Origin of the sequence: Rhodoferax sp. TH121, from assembly GCF_002251855.1 — a bacterium.
GTDB lineage: Bacteria > Pseudomonadota > Gammaproteobacteria > Burkholderiales > Burkholderiaceae_C > Allorhodoferax.
Genome location: NZ_NOXW01000018.1, coordinates 160,692 through 178,496, shown reverse-complemented (window position 1 = coordinate 178,496; position 17,805 = coordinate 160,692). Strand labels below are relative to the sequence as shown.

Genomic DNA, 17,805 nt, shown 5'->3' with positions numbered 1-17,805 from the left:
GCACCAAAATGTTCTTCAACAAACTGTATGTGCGTATCTGGCTGGCCGTGGTGCTGGCCGTGGCCGTGCTCACCCTGCTGGTGGGTTGGGCCTGGCGCCTGACCACCGAGCCCCCGCTGCGCGAAGTGGTGGTGCGCAATGAGGCCGGTGAGGTCATTGGCAGTGGCCACGCACGCCTGCGCCGCCCCCAGCAACGCAGCGAGCGCATGGGCAATGCAAGCCCGGACAACATGGGCCAACCGCCTCCTCCACCGCCAGATCTGGATGCCCCCCCCGACGACGACCTGCCAGGCCGTTTCGGCCGGGGTCCGGAATTTCTGGTCCACATGCAGGATGGCCAAACCGTGCACATGCACCTGCCACGCCCTCCCGCATCGAGCCTGAAAGCGCCGTTTGGCTTCTTCTGGACACTGGGCCTGGTGGCCATCGCGGTCGCGCTGGGTACCTACCCGATCGTGCGCCGCCTGACGCGGCGCCTGGAAACACTGCGCCAAGGCGTGGAGCGCTGGGGTGATGGAGACCTCAGCACACGCGTTCCGCTGGGTGGGGACGATGAGGTGGGCTTCCTGGCCACCCGCTTCAACCACGCGGCCCAGCAGGTACAGAGCTTGGTGCAATCGCACGAGGCCCTGCTGGCGTCCCAAAAGTCCTTGCTGGCCAACGCCTCGCACGAGCTGCGCTCTCCACTGGCGCGCATCCGCATGGGCATGGAGCTGATGGGCAGCAGCCCCAGCCCCACCTTCAAAGCCGAGATCGCCCGCAACATTAGCGAGCTGGACCAATTGATCGAGGAAATTCTGCTGGCCAGCCGCTTGGACGCCAAAGACGCCGATATGGGCACGGTGGAATCGGTTGACCTGGTAGGCCTGGCTGCCGAAGAGTGCGCGCGCACCCAAGCCACCCTGGACACGGCCACCGCCACACTGGGAGTGCCTGGCATTGCCAAGCTGCTGCGCCGTGCCGTGCGCAACCTGCTGGAGAACGCACGCCGTTACGGCGCGGGTGAAGTCACGCTGGTGCTGAGCCAAGATGCGACACACGCCACCCTGCAAGTGTGCGACCGTGGTCCTGGCGTACCCGAGGCCCTGCAAGAGCGGATTTTCGAGCCCTTCTATCGCCTGCCCGGCGCTTCGGAGCGAGAAGGGGGCGTTGGCTTGGGGTTGGCTCTGGTCAAATCGATCACCCAACGCCATGGCGGCACGGTGAGCTGCCGCAACCGACCCGAAGGAGGCGCCTGCTTTGAAATTCGCCTGCCTTTGGAGAAACGGTCCATGACCGGCTGAGATCAGACCGTCAGGACGCCGCTTTCAGGAACAGGTCCCGGTCAGGAGCGAAGTTCTCGTGCAGGGGCAGTAGCGCGCCGCCCAGCGCCCGCGCATCCGAGCCCATGCTGCCCGCAATCACCGTGGCAGGCCACAGGCCTTCCCAGTTGTAGCGGCGCAAGGCCTGGCCGGTTTCTTCGATCAGGCGTTGCAACATGGCACGCGAAAACGAGCCGTCAATCACCACTGCATCAATGTCCAGGAATGCGGTACCACTGACCACACACTGGGCCAGACCGAGTGCGGCGCTGCGGATCCAGGCGTCGGTGTAGGTGACAAAGGGAGCCGACATTGCACGGTCGTCATAGGCTGCGCTGGGGTCCAAGCCTGCGGCTTGGTAGTGCTGCTCCAGTTCCCACAGCGAGGCATGGGCAATCAGCTGCTCAGGTACGCCGCCCGCCGCTGCCACTTGCAGCGGCAGCGAGGCCACTGCGCCTGCATTGCCATGAATACCGCCGTGCAGATGCGAATTGAGCACCAGTCCGCCGCCAACAAAGGTGTCCACAAACAAATACAGAAAACTTTTCAGGTCGCGTCCGCGACCGGCCACCAGTTCGGCCACGCAGGCCGCCGAGGTGTCCTTGGCGAAACTCACTGGCGCGTCCGTCATGGCCTGCACTTGCGCGCACAGGTCGATGTGGTTCCATTGGTCCGACACCGCCTCGGACAGGCCCAGCATTTTGTGCCATCCGCCCAGATTGAAAGGCGCTGCGACGCCAACACCCACCAACCGCGGCGCCAATGCGCCCAGGCCATCCTGGATGGCGCGCATGCGCGTTTGCACTTCGGGCAGCAGGGCTTCCGCATCCGGGAAGGCATAGGGCAGCGTCTCGCGTACACGCACCTTGCCCGTAAAGTCCACCAACAACCAGTCCGCACTGCGCCGGCCTATCTTGATGCCCAAAGCAAACGCGCCATCCGGGTTCAGCGCCATGGGCACCGAGGGCTGGCCAATGCGGCCGCGCACCCGCTCCTGCTTGATCAGCAGGCCATCGTCTTCCAGCCGGGTGGTGATGAGACCAATCGTCTGCGCGGTCAGGCCTGTCAGTCGCGCCAAGTCGGCCTTGGGCAGGCTGCCATTGAGGCGGATGGCATGGAGCACTACCCGCTCATTAAACTGGCGCATGCCCACATGGTTGGAGCCACGGGGCCGCAAGACCGGGGGTGATACCACCCCTGCCGTATCGGCGCGGGTGGCGGGTGCGTTATCAGCAAGGTTCATGGTGGGGCGATTTTGACCCATGAAGCCCCCCGCATGCCAAAAACTTTTGGATGCCCGCTGCGAGTCAGGCCAAAGCGGATGCAGGCAGGTCTTCCACTGCTTTGGCGCCCGTCATCACTGCTACGGTGTCGCTCATGCTGATCGCCTTGGGGTTGACCACGCAGGCCCGACGGCCCAGTCGCTGGATATGGATGCGGTCTGCGATCTCAAAAACATGTGGCATGTTGTGGCTGATCAGGATGACCGGCAGGCCCTTGTCGCGCACGCGACGGATCAGCTCCAGCACCATATTGCCCTCTTTCACGCCCAATGCGGCGGTGGGCTCGTCCATGATGACTACGTGCTGCGCAAAGGCCGCTGCACGCGCCACCGCCACACATTGGCGCTGACCACCCGAGAGCGTCTCTACCGCCTGCGTCATGGAGCGGATGCCGACCTTGAGGTCATTCATCCGGCTGATGGCCTCTTCCAACATCTTCTTTTTGTCGAGGGAGCGGAACACACTACCCAACACACCGGGGCGGCGCAACTCACGGCCCAAAAACAGGTTTTCGGCAATCGACATGGCAGGTGCCACAGCCAAGTCCTGGTAGACCGTTTCGATGCCATGGCGGCGCGCGTCGATGGGCGAGCGAAACTGCACGGGCTTGCCGTCCAGCTCCATCTTGCCCTCATCCGGCACCACCGCGCCCGACAAGGCCTTGATCAGGCTGGACTTGCCCGCACCGTTGTCGCCAATGACAGCCAGGATCTCTCCGGCACGCAATTCAAAGTCCACCCCGTCCAGCGCGGTGACGCCGCCGTAGCGCTTGACCAGGCCCGAAGCCTTGAGAATGATTTGGGGCTTAGCCATCAGCGGGCTCCCTTGCGTGAGAGTTGGTCTGCGGCCACCGCCAGGATGACCAGAATGCCGGTGATCAGGGTCTGGTAGACCGAGGCCACATCCATCAAGGTAAGGCCGTTGCGGAACACCCCCACGATGACCGCGCCGACCAAGGAACCTAGGATGATGCCGCGCCCACCAAACAGCGAGGTCCCGCCCAGCACCACTGCAGTGATGGCGTCCAGGTTTTCGGTTTGCCCGGCTTGCGGGTCACCCACGCCGGTACGGGCGACAGACAGTAGCGCTGCGATGCCGTACAGCACGCCGGCCAAGACATACACACCCAGCAAAACACGCTCAACAGAAATACCGCTCAAGCGAACGGCCTCGGGGTTGTTGCCCACTGCGTAGACGTGGCGTCCGGCCGCGGTGTCGCGCAACAGGTGCCAGGCCAGCAGGTACATGCCCAGCATGACTACGGTGCCCCAAGCGACCGAGGTGCCGCCCAGGGAAAAGGTGTTGCCCAACACCGTCATGCTCTCGGGCAGGTTGCCCACGGTTTGGGCTTCGGAGTAAATCTGGGTGATCGCAAACGCTATGTTCATGGTGCCCAGCGTCACGATGAAGGAGGGCAGCTTGACACGCGTGACCAGCAGACCGTTGAGCAAACCAAAGGCCGCGGTGACACCAATGCCACACAGCACGGCCACGGCGGGGTGAAGCCCCAGGTCCATGGTGAACTTGGTCATCACAATGCCGCCCAGCGCCATCACCATGCCGCAGGACAGGTCGATACCGGCGGTCAGAATGATCAGGGTCTGACCGATGGCCAACAAGCCCACCACCATGACCTGCTGCAGTACCAGAGAGAGGTTTTCTCCTGTGAGGAAGCGATCAGACTGCGTGGCAAAGAACACGCAAGCTGCCAGCAGGGCCAGCCAAGGCCCCAGCAGGGCCCACGGGATAGGTTTGGAAGAATTCGTAGCCATGGGGAGTTACCGATTGGCGCGCAGATGCGCAGAAAAACGGGAGATCGAAACGGTTGCAAGGGCCCGGTGAACGCCGCAACGCACACCGGACCCCGCAGAGGCTGGCACCGGCGTGCCAGCCTGGAGACAACTTACTTCTTGCCCCAGCACAGGTCTGTGCCGGTCTTCACATCCTTGCTGTCCACACCGGCCACGGCCTTGCCTGCAATCAGGGTCACACCGGTGTCCACGTAGCCAGAGGCTTTTTTGCCACCCTTGGCATAGTCCACACCCGCGGCCACGCCCATGGCGGCCATCTTCAGCGGGTATTGCTGCGAGGTCGCGGCAATCACACCCTTGCCCACGTCGGCAATGCCAGCGCAACCGCCATCCACCGACACGATCAACACGCCTTTTTCCTTGCCAGCCTTCTTCAACGCGTTGTACGCACCGGCAGCGGCGGGTTCGTTGATGGTGTAGACCACATTGATGGCGGGGTCCTTCTGCAGGCAGTTTTCCATCGCTGTTTGGCCCTTGGCCTGATTACCGTCGGTATCGGCCGCGCACACGGTTTCCGCAGTCTTGGACAGTTCATTGGATTTGGCGTCGTTGGCTTGCAGACCGAAGCCCTTCATGAAACCGTTGTGGCGTTGGGCACCCACGGGGTGGCCGGGAAACAGGTCCAGCATGGCGATCTTGGCGGGCTTGCCTCCGAGGGCGGCCTTGGCGTATTGGCCGATCAGCTCGCCGGCCTTGTAGTTGTCGGTGGCAAACAGGGCGTCAGCGCCTTCAAAGGGGCTATCCAGCGCGATCACTTGCACGCCTTTTTCCTGGGCCTTTTTCACGGCGGGCAGGATGGCATCGCCAGAGGAGGTGATCAGGATGGTCTTGGCGCCGCGTGCGGTCATGTTCTCGATCGCGGCGATTTGCGAAGCGGTGTCGCCGTCTTTTTTGCCCGAAGCGCTCATCAGCTTGGCGCCCAGTTTCTTGGCTTCAGCTTCAGCGCCTTCCTTCATCTTCACGAAAAAGGGGTTGGTCTCGGTTTTGGTGATCAGGCCAATCACGGGCTCACCGGCCGCGAAGGCGCTGGATGCGGCCAAAGCCAATGCGGACAAGATCAGGGGGGTGGACTTCTTCATCAGGGTTCTCCTCGGTCTGCGCGACCTTTTTGTGCTGGTTGGTCAGGGGAACAGGCCCCTGGGAAAGTACGCTCTCTCACGGCGTGGCTGGACTATAGTTCCATTCATTTATTTAAATCAAGTTACTTTAATTATGGAAAACCCTAAGCCATCGGTACTTTTTTTATCCCCCGCTGATACCCAGCAGCGCCTAAGCGCCCTGCTCGCCACCGGGCAGCGCAAGGTGCTGGGCATCGTGGCGCCACCGGGGGCCGGCAAATCCACCTTGGCCCAAGCATTGCAGGCGCAAAACGCCGGTCAGAGCCAGTACCTGCCCATGGACGGTTTCCACCTAGCGCAGGCCGAGCTGGAACGCCTGGGCCGCGCCCAGCGCAAGGGTGCTCCCGACACCTTTGACAGCGCGGGCTTCATCGCCCTCTTGCAGCGCATTCGTCACCAACCCGCAGGGGAAACGGTCTATGCCCCCGACTTCAACCGCGCCCTGGAAGAGCCGATTGCGGGTGCCATTCCCATTGCGCACGACATTCCCCTGGTCATTGCCGAGGGCAATTACCTGCTGCTGGAAGACGATGGCTGGGCGGGCGCACGTGCGCTGCTGGACGAGGTCTGGTACCTGGACGTAGACCCTGCCGTGCGCCAGCAACGCCTGCTGACACGCCACATGCAGTTTGGCCGCACGCGCGAACAGGCCCTGCAGTGGATGGCGCAGACCGACGAACCCAATGCACGGCGCATTGAAGCCAGCCGGCACCGGGCGGATGCTGCAATTTCGGGATGACCGGCAGGATTGGGGCGATTTGGCGACCCCAAATCGGCGGCGCAGGCCAAAAACTGCGATTTTTTTGCAAAAAAGACTGCAAATTCACCCGAATGGGGGATACCGCTTTTTCCGGGCAAGGCTGAAAATTCATCCCAGCTGCTGTCACAGTTCACAAGGATCGAAGCGAAACCAGCCAATAGGTTTCCTTCAACAGGTTCCAACGACGTCCCTTCGGGGACTTTACAAAGCCACCTTCGGGTGGCTTTTTTTTCGGCTCAGTTTGAGCGCCAAATTGGCATCCAGCCCTCATGGATACTGCGCAAGCAGCTATAAAGCCGATAGCACCCTGGCCGGTGTGATGTCGTTCAGGCAGCGCGTGTGGCCCAGCGGGCAGTCGCGCGCAAAGCAGGGGGCGCAGTCCAGCGGCGGCTGGTAGCTGGGGTCGTTCTTGAGCCAGAGTACGGTAGCCCGGTCGCTGAGTGGCGGCGTGTGCAGCGGGCTGGACGACCCAAACACCGCCACCTGCGGCACGCCAAAGGCGGCAGCCACGTGCATCAGGCCCGAATCGTTACTGACCATGGCCTTGGACGAGGCAATCAGCGCAATCGCCTGGTCCAGCGAGGTTTTCCCGGCCAAGTCCACGCATTGGCCGGGCTGACTGGCGTTCACGGCACTGGCAATTTCGGCACACACTGCAGCATCTTTGCCCGAGCCCAGCAGCAGCACCGGCAAGGCCAGCTGGCTGGCCAGCGTGGCAAAGTGGGCCGCTGGCCAGCGCTTGGCCGGGCCGTACTCGGCGCCGGGCGCCATCACATAAAAGCCGTGGGCTGACAGCCCCTGCGCGGCCAGTGCCTGATCCGCAGCGCCGGGGGTCAGTTGCAGTTGAGGCCGGTCAGCGTCCAGGCCGGTCTCGCCACTGAGGGCGGAGTAAAACGCCACCATGGGCGGACGCTCGCCCTCGGGCGGATTGGGCAGGCGCGGGTTGATCAGGCCCCAGCGGCTCTCTCCTGAGTAACCCACACGTCGGGGAACACCGGCCCACCAGGGGATCAGGGCGCTTTTGAGGGAGTTGGGGCAGACATAGGCGGCATCAAAGCGACCCCGCAGCGCCTTGGCCATGGCGCGACGCCCAGCCCACTGCAAGCCGCCATGGGCGAAGGGAAACTCGATCACTTCGGCCACTTGCGGCATGGCCCGATACACCGGCGCCACCCAGGGTAGCGCTCCCACCGTGAGTCGCTCACCGCGCGCCTGCAGGCGGCGCATCAACGGCTCGGTCATCACCGCATCCCCTATCCATTGGGGCGCGATCACCAATGACTCCCCCCCGAAGCAGCCCGCGGCCGCCTCCCCCTCAAGGGGGCGCCGCTGGCGGCCCGGCAAAGCCGGTTCCGCTGCGGCCTGCCCTGGGGCCACCTGCACGCCTAGTGGCCTGCAGCGAAGTGCTCGCCGTCTTTCAGCTTGTAAACGGTGCCACAGTAGGGGCACTTGGCTTCACCGGTGCGGGCTACGTCCAGGTAGACCTTGGGGTGGGTGTTCCAGGTCTGCATGCCAGCCACAGGGCTGGGGCAAAACACGCCGCCCTGATGGTTCAGGTCCTTGGCCAGGAGTTCAACAACTGCTTGGGTCATGGTGATCAGACTTTCGTGAGCCAGTGGGCGTATTTCGGATTGCGGCCATTGACGATGTCAAAGAATGCCGTCTGGATCTTCTCGGTGATCGGGCCGCGGCTACCGGCACCGAGTTCGATGCGGTCCAGCTCACGGATGGGGGTCACTTCAGCGGCGGTGCCGGTGAAGAAAGCTTCGTCGGCGATGTAGACCTCGTCGCGCGTGATGCGCTTTTGCACGATTTCCAGACCCAGGTCTTTGGCGATGTGGAACACGGTGTTGCGCGTGATGCCGTTCAGGGCACCGGCCGACAGGTCGGGGGTGTAGATCACGCCGTTCTTGATGACGAAGATGTTTTCGCCAGCGCCTTCGGACACAAAACCGGAGCTGTCGAGCAACAGGGCTTCGTCGTAGCCGTCATCGGTGGCTTCCATGTTAGCCAGGATGGAGTTGGTGTAGTTGCTCACCGCCTTGGCCTGCGTCATGGTGATGTTGACGTGGTGGCGGGTGTAGCTGCTGGTCTTGACGCGGATGCCGCGCTTCATGCCTTCTTCGCCCAGGTAGGCGCCCCAGGGCCAGGCGGCAACCATGAGGTGGATGGTGTTGCCCTTGGGGGACACGCCCAGCTTCTTGTCGCCGATCCAGGTCAGCGGACGCAGGTAGCCGGATTCCAGCTTGTTTTCGCGGATCACGGCGCACTGGGCTTCATTCACCTGTTCCTTGGTGAACGGGATCTTCATGCGCAGAATCTTGGCGCTGTTGAACAGGCGTTCGGTGTGCTCTTCCAGGCGGAAGATGGCGGGGCCGTTGACGGTGTTGTAGGCGCGCACGCCCTCGAAAGCGCCGCAGCCGTAGTGCAGGGTGTGGCTCAGCACGTGGATCTTGGCATCGCGCCATTCGACCATCTGGCCATCCATCCAGATTTTTCCGTCGCGGTCCGACATAGAGGGAGGAAGTACGCTCATCGGGGTGTCCTTGTTGGGGTGGGCTGCACAGCTGGCAGAAAAAGCGATTTTACGGGGCCAAAGCACCCGGTCCGGCGGGGTCCGCCAGGGCCCCACCTGCCGGGCGCGTCAGCTCCCAGCTCTGCAGCTTGCCGTCCTGGAACACACACAGGACGCTGGACTGGGCCGTGTCGGTCCAGCGGTAGCGCTCGGGCTGAGTGTCCTTGGGCGACTCCAGCTGGCCCAGCGCGCGGGTCAGGGCCACCACATGCAACAGGGGCTGGCCGGCGGCCAGTTTGGAATGCAGCATGACGGCACTGTCCACGTGGCCGATGGGGCGGTTGGCCGCCTTCTTGAGGATTTGCAGCATGCGCGTGAAGTGCAACAGCTGCCACATCACCAAGCCGCCCGCCACCAAGGCCAGACCTTGCCAACCGTAGGCCCGATAACCCGCCACGGCCAGCACCAGAGCGCCCACGGGCACCAGAATTTTTTGAATTTGCATCCGCCTATTTTCGCAGGCCAGGCCAAACCACCCGCACCTGCAGCCCACCCAGCAGCGCCGAACGCTGCACGGTCACCTCGGCCCCCGTCACCTCGGCAATCCGGCGCACGATGGACCAGCCCAGGCCACTGCCGCTCTGGGTGTGCCCCAGCACTCGGAAAAACCGCTCGCCAAGGCGCTGCAGGTCGGCCTCAGCCATCCCGGGGCCGCTGTCATGCACCTCCAGCACCACCGGCCCAGCCGTGTTGGCCACCCGCACCTGCACACGCGCACCGTCCGGGCTGTAGCGCAGCGCGTTGTCCAGCAGGTTGCGCAGCAACATCAGCAGCCAGGCCGCGGGGGCAGACACTACGCAGGTCGCATCACGGTCCACATCGCTGCCGCCATCCTCCAACTCCAGGTCTTGCCCGCGCTCCAAAGCCGCAGGTGCGAGATCGGCCGCCACCTCGCGGGCCAGGGCGCGCAAATCGCAGGCGTCGGCAGCCGGTATGGTGGCCCCGGCATCCAGGCGGGCCAGTGCCAGCAACTGGTCTACCAAATGCGCAGCCCGATCGCACCCGGCCAGCGTAGTTTGCAGGGCATGGTTGCGCTCTGCAGCATCGTCCCCAGCGCCCAGAGCGACCTGGGCCTGGGCACGGATGGCGGCAATCGGCGTGCGCAGTTCATGCGCAGCATCGGCGGTAAAGCGGCGCTCGCTTTGCACCATGCGTTCGATGCGAGCCAGCAGACCGTTGAGTTCGGCCACCAGTGGCTGCATCTCGGTGGGAACATCGGGCACCATCACCGGATTCAGGGCATCGGGCGCACGTTGGCGCAGGGTGTGGCTCAGGGTGCGCAACGGCACCAGTGCCCGCTGCACCGCCCACCACAACAAGGCGGCCAGTACGGGCAATGCCAGGGCCATGGGCAGCAACATGCCGCGCAACATAGCCCAAACGATGTCATTGCGCGAGTCGATTTGCTCGCCCACGTACACCTGCACATCGCTCTCAGCCCCCCGCGTGGCAAACACCCGCCAACGTTCGTTACCGAGACGCACGGTGTCGAATCCCCGGCGTTGCCGACTCAGAGGCTCGGCGCCAGCATTGGCAGAACGCATGACCAGCGTGCCCTCGTGGAACACCTGGAACGCGACCCGCGCGTTGTACTTGTGCAGGGCGGGAGCATCGGCCACGGCGTCGTCCTCCAAGTCCAGCGGCTGCACCACCAGGATGGCGGCGGCCTGGGCCAGGTGGCTGTCCATGAGCTCATCGACTTCGTGGCGCGCGTCCACCCAGGTCCACACCGCCACGGACAGCCACACCACCGTCAGCGAGACCGACAGCAGCACCAGCAGGCGCAGTTGAAGGGAGCGACCGCCTGACATATTCAATCAAACGCCCGGCTGCGGGTTCACGCGGTAGCCCACGCCGCGCACGGTCTGGATGGCATCGGCCTGCAGCTTGCGCCGCAGGTGGTGGATGTGCACCTCAATCGCATTGCTCTCCACCTCGTGACCCCAGCTGTACATCTGCTGCTCCAGTTGCTCGCGCGAGAGCACCCGCCCGGCGCTGCGCATCAGCGCATGCAAGAGATCGAACTCGCGGGTCGACAGGGCCACTTCTTCACCCCGCCAGAGCACGCGGCGGGTGCCGGGCTCCAGCGCCAGGGCACCCATCTGCAGTACCTCTTGCGCCAGACCGTGTGAACGGCGCACCAGCGAGCGCAGGCGTGCGGCCAGCTCGTGCAGGTCCACCGGTTTGAGCACATAGTCGTCAGCACCCAGGTCCAGCCCGCGGATGCGGTCGGGTACGGCGTCGCGGGCGGTGAGCACAAGGACTGGGGTGGCCACACCGGCGCTGCGCAGAGCCTGCAGCACATCCAGTCCATCCTTGGCCGGTAAGCCCAGGTCCAGTACGGCAGCGGCGTATTCGCCGCCTGAGAGTTCGCGCTCGGCAGCCATGCCGTCGCGCACCCAATCCACCTGAAACCCCAGCTGGCGCAGCCCGGAGCGCAGGCCATCGCCCAGCATGGAATCGTCTTCGGCAAGAAGGATGCGCATTCAGGGGGCTCCGCAGGAACTGTTCAGACTATTGTGCATGGCGAAGTCATCAATCGTCGTCGCCATCATCGTCACCCTGCCCGCTCAACACGGCACTGATGGCCTGCGGCGAAATCAAGCCTTGTGGCGACTGCCGCCACTCCCAAGTCCAGTAGGCCAATACGGCGCATAGCAAGAGGGCAGCCAGCCAACCATGGTTGCGCTTGGCGAGGTCCGGGCCAGGTCCGTCAGCACGGCCAGTCACCATCTGTGCAGCCAGGTTCTTGCGACGCAACAGGCTCAGGCCCACGATGGCGGCAATGTGCGCCAGCACCGCGGCCAGCACCGTGTTGCCAAAGAACTCGTGCACCTCGGCAATCCAGTCACCGCCCAGAAAGTCGCCCCACTCGTTGTAGGTGGCATAGCCCGACAGTGTGAGTGGCAGGACGATGACCAGGATGGCCACGATGGCCAGCGCCATGAACAGGTTCTGCCCCTGGCGCCAGTTCACCGCCGGGCTTGCGTCTGCTTGTGCGGCCGTCTTGATCGCTTGTGCCCAGGAACCCAGCCCCGCCAGCTTGCGCCACAGCAGGGACAGCGCCGCCTGGCGCGGCCCCAGCAGGCCGTAGAGCACGCGAAACGCCAGCAGACCCGCCATGGTGTAGCCCAGCGTGACGTGCAGCAGGCGCAGGCGCTCACCATCGGCGGTGAGATAAGCGCCCAGAAAGCTCAGGGCAAACAGCCAGTGAAAGACGCGGGTGGGCGCGTCCACCACACGGCGACGCGCAGCTTGTGCGGGTGAGGCGGCAGAGGGAAAAGTGGTGGTGGTCATGGGGAACCTCGTCAAAGCAAAAGGGGTTGAGGGTCAGTCCGACCAGTTGCGGCGAAAGCGCGCGTCCAAGCCTTTGGGAAAGGTAATTTCGCGTTCGCTGAAACTACCTTTGTCAGCCCGCGTGTGGCAGGCGATGCAGTTAGCTGCGCTCTTCACGGCGGCTTGCTTCCAGATGGCGGGGTCCAGCTCATCGTGCTTACGCACAAACCAGGCCGAGGTGGTGATGCGGTCCTGCGGGGGCTCTTCGCGCACCCGCTTGGTGGTCCCAGCGTTTACCTGCAGCCATTGGCTGATCTCGCGCACGCTGGCTTCGTCCAGTGAGGCGTCGGTACCGTAGTGCTTGTCCAGCGAGCCCATGAGCCGCTTCCACGAGGGCGCGGGCAACATGCCCGCCGGGTAGGCAATGTGGCAGGCCGCACATTCGGCCTGGTACTTGGGCAGGGGCGGCACCATGGGGCCTTTGGAGTCGGCACAGGCGTTGCCCAACGACAGGCACGCCACGGTCAGAACCGCTATCCATTTAGGAGCTGCTCGCGCATATTGCACGGTGGCTAGAGGCCAATTTGGCATAAATTTCCTTTGAAACGGGGGTCGCTGCCTTCAGCGCTTGAGGCTGATGAGCCAGGCCAGCACATCCGCCTTCTCGGCCGCGCTGCACTCGCGGGCCAGTACGTCATTGCAGTTGCGACGGAACCACTTCTCACTCTTGGCGGGGTCAGTGAACCGCTCGGGGTTGAAGGCCGGTGCCAGCGCAGTGATGGCTTTGCCCGTACTGGCGTGTTTGCCGTCGCCGGTGGGCAGCGCGTTGTGGCAGGACGCGCAGCTCCACTCGCGGCCGTGTTGGGCATTGAAGAATTGTTGGCCCTGGGCCGGGTTGGGACTGCGCCCCGCCTGGGCAGCCAGAGCGTTCAACTGTTCAGCGGGGGTGCCGGCCCACAGCGCGGTGGAGCACAAGGCGGCTGCCACCACGGGCAGCACGGTACGGTGACAACGGTGCATGAAAACCTCCATGCCTTGCATGGTAGGAAGCACACATTAACGGGGTCTTAAGGCAACAAATGGCAAACCAGAGCGCACCAAAACGGCCGCCAAGGTCAGTGCTCTGGCTCAGTCCGGGGCTGGTCGCTGTGGCTCACCGCCAAGCCGTCGGCCACATAGGCGGGGCCCTTCATCAGCATGACCACCACGCAGCCAATGGCGATGGTGAGCACCGCCGTCCAGTGGAACACCACCAGCCCCACCACCACATAGTCGGCCAGCAACACGGCACGCGCGGCAGCCGGGGTGGATGCATCGGCCAGCCAGTGGTAGGCGCCCAGCGCCCCCAGGGGCAGCACCGTGCCAGCCGCCCAAATGGCGGGCAACTTGCGCCACAAAGCCCACTCCAGCCCGCTGGCAGAGCGGATGGAGCCGGGAAGTTTGTTGAGCCAGCGCATGCCCGCAGTGTAGGCCGCGCGGCAGATAGTGTGTTGCGCTAACCCAAACCGCGCACCACGTTCATGGCTTCTTCCACCCGGTCCACGGCGTGGATGGTCATGCCCTCAATGGGCTTTTTGGGCGCATTGGCCTTGGGCACCACGGCCACGGTAAAGCCCAGCTTGGCGGCTTCTTTCAAGCGCTCTTGCCCGCGCGGTGCCGGGCGCACTTCGCCGGCCAGCCCCACTTCGCCAAACGCGATGAAGCCTTTGGGCAGCGGCTTGCCGCGCAAGCTCGAGGTGATGGAGAGCATCACCGCCAAATCAGCCGCCGGCTCGCCAATGCGCACACCGCCCACGGCGTTGATGAACACGTCCTGGTCCATACACGCCACGCCTGCGTGGCGATGCAACACGGCCAACAACATCGCCAGGCGGTCTTTGTCCAAGCCCACGCTGAGGCGGCGCGGTGATGGACCGCCACTGTCCACCAATGCCTGAATCTCCACCAACAGCGGGCGCGTGCCTTCCAGCGTGACCATCACGCAACTGCCGGGCACCGGCTCGGCATGTTGGCTCAAAAAGATGGCGCTGGGGTTGCTCACGCCCTTGAGGCCTTTTTCGGTCATGGCGAATACGCCGATCTCGTTCACCGCGCCGAAGCGGTTTTTGATGGCGCGCACCAGCCGGAACTGGCTGTGCGTGTCGCCCTCAAAGTACAGCACCGTGTCCACCATGTGCTCCAGCACACGCGGTCCGGCCAGCGCACCCTCTTTGGTCACATGCCCCACAAGCACGATGGCCGTGCCGCTGGCCTTGGCCGCACGGGTCAGGTGGGCTGCGCACTCGCGCACCTGGGCGACCGAGCCCGGCGCGCTGGTGAGGTGTTCGGAATACACCGTCTGGATGGAGTCGATCACCGCCACATCCGGGCGGTTGGCCTCCAGCGTGGCGAGGATTTTTTCGAGTTGGATTTCGGCCAGTACTTTGACTTGCGAATGGTCCAGCCCCAAGCGGCGTGAGCGCAAGGCCACTTGCGCACCGCTCTCCTCGCCCGTCACATACAAGGTGTTTTTGCCCAAACGCTGCAGCGAATCGAGCGCCTGCAACAAGAGCGTGGACTTGCCGATGCCGGGGTCCCCGCCAATCAGCACCACGCCGCCTTCGACCATGCCGCCGCCCAACACGCGGTCCAGCTCCTCGTGGCACGTGGGGGTGCGCTCCACATCGGACGCTTCAATGTCGGACAACACCGCCACCTCGGCGGTTTTGGCCAAGGAAGCAAAGCGGTTTTTGGCCGGACCGTCGCTGCTGGCCACCGATTCGATCAGCGTGTTCCAGGCGTTGCAGTGCGGACATTTGCCCAGCCACTTGGGGCTGGTGCCACCACACTCGTTGCAGGTGAAGACAGTTTTTTCTTTGGCCATGGCCGAATAATACTGTATGTATTTACAGATACCAAGGCGCCCCGCCCAGGGACTGAGTGGCTCTTTGCGCCGTGATTGCGCCACATCAGGTGCCAACACCGCGGCGCAGCGTACGCTGGCGCACCCACGGCTACGGGCCGGTGGGCGCATCATCCACCGCAGGCCGTCCAGTTGCCTCCAACCGCCTGAATTGCTATGGTTTCAGGAGCTGTTCGCGCATATTTCATGAGGGCTAGATGCCAATTTCATCCCAAGACCCAACGACTGGCCTGAGCCAGGCTGAGGCGGCGCAGCGCCTGCAGGCCGACGGCCCCAACGTGATGCCCGGTGAGCAGCCGCGCCGGCTGGCGGCCATCGTGCAGGAAACGCTCAAAGAACCCATGTTCATGCTGCTGCTGGCCGCCGCCGTGTTGTACGGCGTGTTGGGCGAATGGCAGGAAGGCGGCATTTTGATGGGGCTGGTGGTCGTGGTGCTGGGGCTCACGCTGTACCAGGAAGGCAAGACCGAACGCGCCATGCAGGCCCTGCGCCAGCTCTCCAGCCCGCGCGCGCTGGTGCTGCGCGATGGCCAGCCCCAGCGCATTGCCGGGCAGGATGTGGTGGTGGGCGACATCCTGGTGGTGGCCGAGGGCGACCGCATTGCCGCCGACGCCGTGTTGCTGGACGGCAGCGAGCTGATGGCCGACGAATCCCTGCTGACCGGGGAATCCACCCCAGTCGACAAGCTGGCGGTGCCTGCGGGTAGCGATATGCCGACCGCTCTGCCTCCGCAGGCCGGCGGTAACCAGACACCGTTTTTGTACTGCGGCACGCTGGTGGTCAAAGGGCATGGCACGGCGCGTGTGCTGGCCACCGGCGAACGCACGGCCATGGGCCGCATTGGCAGCGCCTTGCAAAGCCTGCAGGCCGAAGCCTCGCCGCTGCGCGCGCAGACGGCGCGGCTGGTGCGCACCCTGGCGGTAGTGGCACTGGCCGCCAGCGTGTGCCTGGTACTGGCCTATGGCCTGATGCGCGGCGACTGGATGGGCGCCGTGCTGGCCGGCATTGCCTTGGCCATGGCGCTGCTGCCGCAAGAGTTCACCGTGGTGCTGACCGTGCTGCCGGCCTTGGGCGCGTGGCGCCTGTCCAAACTGCAGGTGCTGACCCGGCGCATTGCCGCCATTGAGACGCTGGGCGCAACCTCGGTGCTGTGTGTGGACAAAACCGGCACCCTGACCGAAAACCGCATGACCGTGGCCCAGCTCTACGCCTATGGCGGCACACAGGCCGATGCCACGTTGGCGGTGGACTACAGCGCGCAGTCAGAGCTTCCGGAGGCCTTTCACACCGTAGCCGAATTCGCCATCTTGGCCAGTGTGCAAGACCCGTACGACCCGATGGAGCTGGCCTTTCACCGGCTGGGCGCCCATTTCCTCCAAGGCACCGAGCACCTGCACCGGGACTGGACCCTGGTGCGCGAGTACGGCCTGACGCCCCAGCTGCGCGCCATGTCCCATGTGTGGACCATCACCCAGGACCACACTCGCATCGTGGCGGCCAAGGGCGCGCCCGAAGCGGTGGTGGATCTGTGCCACCTGCCCGAGGCCGAGCGCCTGCGCATTGCCTCCGCCGTGGACGCCATGGCCGGGCAAGGCCTGCGGGTGCTGGGGGTGGCGCAAGGCCAGTTTGAAGGCACTGACTGGCCGGCGCAGGAGCACGACTTCACCTTCCATTTTGTCGGCCTGCTGGGTTTGCAAGACCCGCTGCGCCCCGGCATTCCCGACGCGGTGGCCCAGTGCCACACGGCCGGCATTCGGGTGGTGATGATCACCGGCGACTACCCCGCCACCGCCCACGCCATTGCCCGGACCGCCGGCCTGGCCCAGGGCGATGCGGCCGGGGTGCTCAGCGGTGACGAGATTGCCACGCTGGACGATGCCGCCCTGCGCAGCCGCATGCGCGAAGTGGCCGTGTGCGCCCGCGTGGCCCCGGCGCAAAAGCTGCGCATTGTGCAAGCCCTGCAAGCGGATGGCCAGGTGGTGGCCATGACCGGCGACGGCGTGAACGACGCCCCAGCGCTCAAGGCGGCCCACGTGGGCATTGCCATGGGCGGGCGCGGCACGGACGTGGCACGCGAGTCCGCCGCGCTGGTGCTGCTGGACGACAACTTTGCCTCCATCGTGGGGGCCATCCGGCTGGGGCGGCGCATTTTTGACAATGTGCGCAAGTCCATGTCGTACATCCTGGCGGTCCATGTGCCGATTGCCGGCATGGCCCTGCTGCCGGTGCTGCTGGGCTGGCCTACGGTGCTGTTTCCGTTGCACATTGCGTTTCTGGAACTGGTGATCGACCCGGCCTGCTCCATGGTGTTTGAAAACGAGCCCGCCGAGACCGATGGCATGCGCCACCCCCCGCGCGATGTGCAAGCCCCCTTGTTGGGCCAGCGCACGCTGGGCCTTGCCCTGCTGCAGGGCGCTGGCGCCCTTGCCGTGGTGATGGCGGCGCAGTGGTGGGCGATGGGCCAGTGGGGAGAGGACGGCGGACGAGCCTTCGCATTCATCACGCTGGTGCTGGGTAATTTGGGCCTGATTTTTTGCAACCGCAGCCATCTGCCCCTGTGGCGTTCGGTAGCGACCCCCAACCGAACGCTGTGGGTGGTGTGCAGCGTGGCGCTGCTGCTCACCCTGGCGGCGGTGTACCTGCCTTGGCTGCAAGGGCTGTTTGCATTTGCGCCCATGCCTGGCGACGGACTGGCACTCGCAGTGGGCCTGGGCTTGCTGTGTGTGCTGTGGTTTGAGGCGCTCAAGGCCTGGCAGCGCCGCCCCCTCGCGGCCTGAGG

The 17,805-nt window shown here is 64.5% G+C and carries 18 protein-coding genes; 3 read left to right on the top strand and 15 right to left on the bottom strand.

The window, feature by feature from the left end:
• Nucleotides 1–8 precede the first annotated feature (8 nt).
• A complete protein-coding gene (locus tag CHU94_RS04000; RefSeq protein WP_094476998.1) occupies nt 9–1,283 on the top strand; it encodes a HAMP domain-containing sensor histidine kinase in 1,275 nt (424 codons plus the stop codon).
• A gap of 10 nt (nt 1,284–1,293) precedes the next feature.
• Here CHU94_RS04000 and CHU94_RS03995 read toward each other — a convergent pair whose 3' ends face one another.
• From CHU94_RS03995 to CHU94_RS03980, 4 genes are all read right to left on the bottom strand, one after another.
• Nucleotides 1,294–2,544, bottom strand: a complete 1,251-nt coding sequence (locus tag CHU94_RS03995; RefSeq protein ID WP_094477095.1) for an ROK family transcriptional regulator — start codon at nt 2,542–2,544, stop codon at nt 1,294–1,296.
• 64 nt (nt 2,545–2,608) lie between these two features.
• Nucleotides 2,609–3,397, bottom strand: coding sequence for an ATP-binding cassette domain-containing protein (locus CHU94_RS03990; protein WP_094476996.1), 789 nt, complete (start codon nt 3,395–3,397; stop codon nt 2,609–2,611).
• Nucleotides 3,397–4,356, bottom strand: coding sequence for an ABC transporter permease (locus CHU94_RS03985; RefSeq protein WP_094476994.1), 960 nt, complete (start codon nt 4,354–4,356; stop codon nt 3,397–3,399). Before CHU94_RS03985 ends, CHU94_RS03990 begins: the two co-directional genes overlap by 1 nt.
• Before the next feature lie 131 nt (nt 4,357–4,487).
• A complete protein-coding gene (locus tag CHU94_RS03980) occupies nt 4,488–5,474 on the bottom strand; it encodes a sugar ABC transporter substrate-binding protein (RefSeq protein WP_094476992.1) in 987 nt (328 codons plus the stop codon).
• A 133-nt stretch (nt 5,475–5,607) separates the two neighbouring features.
• On the opposite strand from CHU94_RS03980, the gene CHU94_RS03975 reads away from it, so the two are divergent.
• A complete protein-coding gene (locus tag CHU94_RS03975) occupies nt 5,608–6,252 on the top strand; it encodes a nucleoside/nucleotide kinase family protein (RefSeq protein WP_094476990.1) in 645 nt (214 codons plus the stop codon).
• Between the two features lie 309 nt (nt 6,253–6,561).
• Here CHU94_RS03975 and waaF read toward each other — a convergent pair whose 3' ends face one another.
• The 11 genes from waaF to radA form a co-directional block, all read right to left on the bottom strand.
• Entirely contained in the window at nt 6,562–7,551 is a 990-nt protein-coding gene (waaF, locus tag CHU94_RS03970) for a lipopolysaccharide heptosyltransferase II (RefSeq protein ID WP_255033832.1), read from the bottom strand.
• A gap of 107 nt (nt 7,552–7,658) precedes the next feature.
• Nucleotides 7,659–7,865, bottom strand: a complete 207-nt coding sequence (locus CHU94_RS03965) for a zinc-finger domain-containing protein (protein WP_094476986.1) — start codon at nt 7,863–7,865, stop codon at nt 7,659–7,661.
• Nucleotides 7,866–7,870: 5 nt separating this feature from the next.
• On the bottom strand, nt 7,871–8,809 hold the full coding sequence (locus CHU94_RS03960) for a branched-chain amino acid transaminase (protein ID WP_094476984.1): 939 nt from the start codon (nt 8,807–8,809) through the stop codon (nt 7,871–7,873).
• Nucleotides 8,810–8,858: 49 nt separating this feature from the next.
• Nucleotides 8,859–9,293 carry a glycerate kinase gene (locus CHU94_RS03955; RefSeq protein WP_094476982.1) on the bottom strand — a complete coding sequence of 145 codons (435 nt, stop codon included), beginning with the start codon at nt 9,291–9,293 and terminating at the stop codon, nt 8,859–8,861.
• A gap of 4 nt (nt 9,294–9,297) precedes the next feature.
• Complete coding sequence (locus CHU94_RS03950; protein ID WP_094476980.1) at nt 9,298–10,659, bottom strand: ATP-binding protein; 1,362 nt, start codon at nt 10,657–10,659, stop codon at nt 9,298–9,300.
• Between the two features lie 6 nt (nt 10,660–10,665).
• Entirely contained in the window at nt 10,666–11,334 is a 669-nt protein-coding gene (locus tag CHU94_RS03945) for a response regulator transcription factor (RefSeq protein WP_094476978.1), read from the bottom strand.
• Nucleotides 11,335–11,383: 49 nt separating this feature from the next.
• A complete protein-coding gene (locus CHU94_RS03940) occupies nt 11,384–12,145 on the bottom strand; it encodes a cytochrome b/b6 domain-containing protein (RefSeq protein WP_094476976.1) in 762 nt (253 codons plus the stop codon).
• Between the two features lie 33 nt (nt 12,146–12,178).
• On the bottom strand, nt 12,179–12,715 hold the full coding sequence (locus CHU94_RS03935; protein WP_094476974.1) for a diheme cytochrome c: 537 nt from the start codon (nt 12,713–12,715) through the stop codon (nt 12,179–12,181).
• A gap of 30 nt (nt 12,716–12,745) precedes the next feature.
• Nucleotides 12,746–13,144 (bottom strand): DUF1924 domain-containing protein, encoded by a 399-nt coding sequence (locus CHU94_RS03930; protein ID WP_255033825.1) that lies wholly within the window; start codon nt 13,142–13,144, stop codon nt 12,746–12,748.
• A gap of 95 nt (nt 13,145–13,239) precedes the next feature.
• Complete coding sequence (locus CHU94_RS03925; protein ID WP_094476972.1) at nt 13,240–13,581, bottom strand: hypothetical protein; 342 nt, start codon at nt 13,579–13,581, stop codon at nt 13,240–13,242.
• Nucleotides 13,582–13,619: 38 nt separating this feature from the next.
• The gene (gene radA / locus CHU94_RS03920) at nt 13,620–14,987 is read right to left on the bottom strand and encodes a DNA repair protein RadA (protein WP_094476970.1); all 1,368 of its coding nucleotides are present in this window, start codon (nt 14,985–14,987) and stop codon (nt 13,620–13,622) included.
• A gap of 236 nt (nt 14,988–15,223) precedes the next feature.
• Between radA and CHU94_RS03915 the strand changes: the two genes are divergently transcribed.
• On the top strand, nt 15,224–17,803 hold the full coding sequence (locus CHU94_RS03915; RefSeq protein ID WP_094476968.1) for a cation-translocating P-type ATPase: 2,580 nt from the start codon (nt 15,224–15,226) through the stop codon (nt 17,801–17,803).
• Nucleotides 17,804–17,805 lie beyond the last annotated feature (2 nt).

What these genes read in the sequence shown, in the direction of transcription:
- CHU94_RS03975 (WP_094476990.1), top strand. Translation starts at nt 5,608, where the DNA reads ATGGAAAACCCTAAGCCATCGGTACTTTTTTTATCCCCCGCTGATACC.
- CHU94_RS03990 (WP_094476996.1), bottom strand. Translation starts at nt 3,397, where the DNA reads ATGGCTAAGCCCCAAATCATTCTCAAGGCTTCGGGCCTGGTCAAGCGC.
- CHU94_RS03980 (WP_094476992.1), bottom strand. Translation starts at nt 5,474, where the DNA reads ATGAAGAAGTCCACCCCCCTGATCTTGTCCGCATTGGCTTTGGCCGCA.
- CHU94_RS03955 (WP_094476982.1), bottom strand. Translation starts at nt 9,293, where the DNA reads ATGCAAATTCAAAAAATTCTGGTGCCCGTGGGCGCTCTGGTGCTGGCC.
- CHU94_RS03950 (WP_094476980.1), bottom strand. Translation starts at nt 10,659, where the DNA reads ATGTCAGGCGGTCGCTCCCTTCAACTGCGCCTGCTGGTGCTGCTGTCG.
- CHU94_RS03960 (WP_094476984.1), bottom strand. Translation starts at nt 8,809, where the DNA reads ATGAGCGTACTTCCTCCCTCTATGTCGGACCGCGACGGAAAAATCTGG.
- CHU94_RS03945 (WP_094476978.1), bottom strand. Translation starts at nt 11,334, where the DNA reads ATGCGCATCCTTCTTGCCGAAGACGATTCCATGCTGGGCGATGGCCTG.
- CHU94_RS03965 (WP_094476986.1), bottom strand. Translation starts at nt 7,865, where the DNA reads ATGACCCAAGCAGTTGTTGAACTCCTGGCCAAGGACCTGAACCATCAG.
- CHU94_RS03985 (WP_094476994.1), bottom strand. Translation starts at nt 4,356, where the DNA reads ATGGCTACGAATTCTTCCAAACCTATCCCGTGGGCCCTGCTGGGGCCT.
- CHU94_RS04000 (WP_094476998.1), top strand. Translation starts at nt 9, where the DNA reads ATGTTCTTCAACAAACTGTATGTGCGTATCTGGCTGGCCGTGGTGCTG.
- CHU94_RS03925 (WP_094476972.1), bottom strand. Translation starts at nt 13,581, where the DNA reads ATGCGCTGGCTCAACAAACTTCCCGGCTCCATCCGCTCTGCCAGCGGG.
- CHU94_RS03995 (WP_094477095.1), bottom strand. Translation starts at nt 2,544, where the DNA reads ATGAACCTTGCTGATAACGCACCCGCCACCCGCGCCGATACGGCAGGG.
- CHU94_RS03915 (WP_094476968.1), top strand. Translation starts at nt 15,224, where the DNA reads ATGCCAATTTCATCCCAAGACCCAACGACTGGCCTGAGCCAGGCTGAG.
- CHU94_RS03935 (WP_094476974.1), bottom strand. Translation starts at nt 12,715, where the DNA reads ATGCCAAATTGGCCTCTAGCCACCGTGCAATATGCGCGAGCAGCTCCT.
- CHU94_RS03930 (WP_255033825.1), bottom strand. Translation starts at nt 13,144, where the DNA reads ATGCACCGTTGTCACCGTACCGTGCTGCCCGTGGTGGCAGCCGCCTTG.
- CHU94_RS03940 (WP_094476976.1), bottom strand. Translation starts at nt 12,145, where the DNA reads ATGACCACCACCACTTTTCCCTCTGCCGCCTCACCCGCACAAGCTGCG.
- radA (WP_094476970.1), bottom strand. Translation starts at nt 14,987, where the DNA reads ATGGCCAAAGAAAAAACTGTCTTCACCTGCAACGAGTGTGGTGGCACC.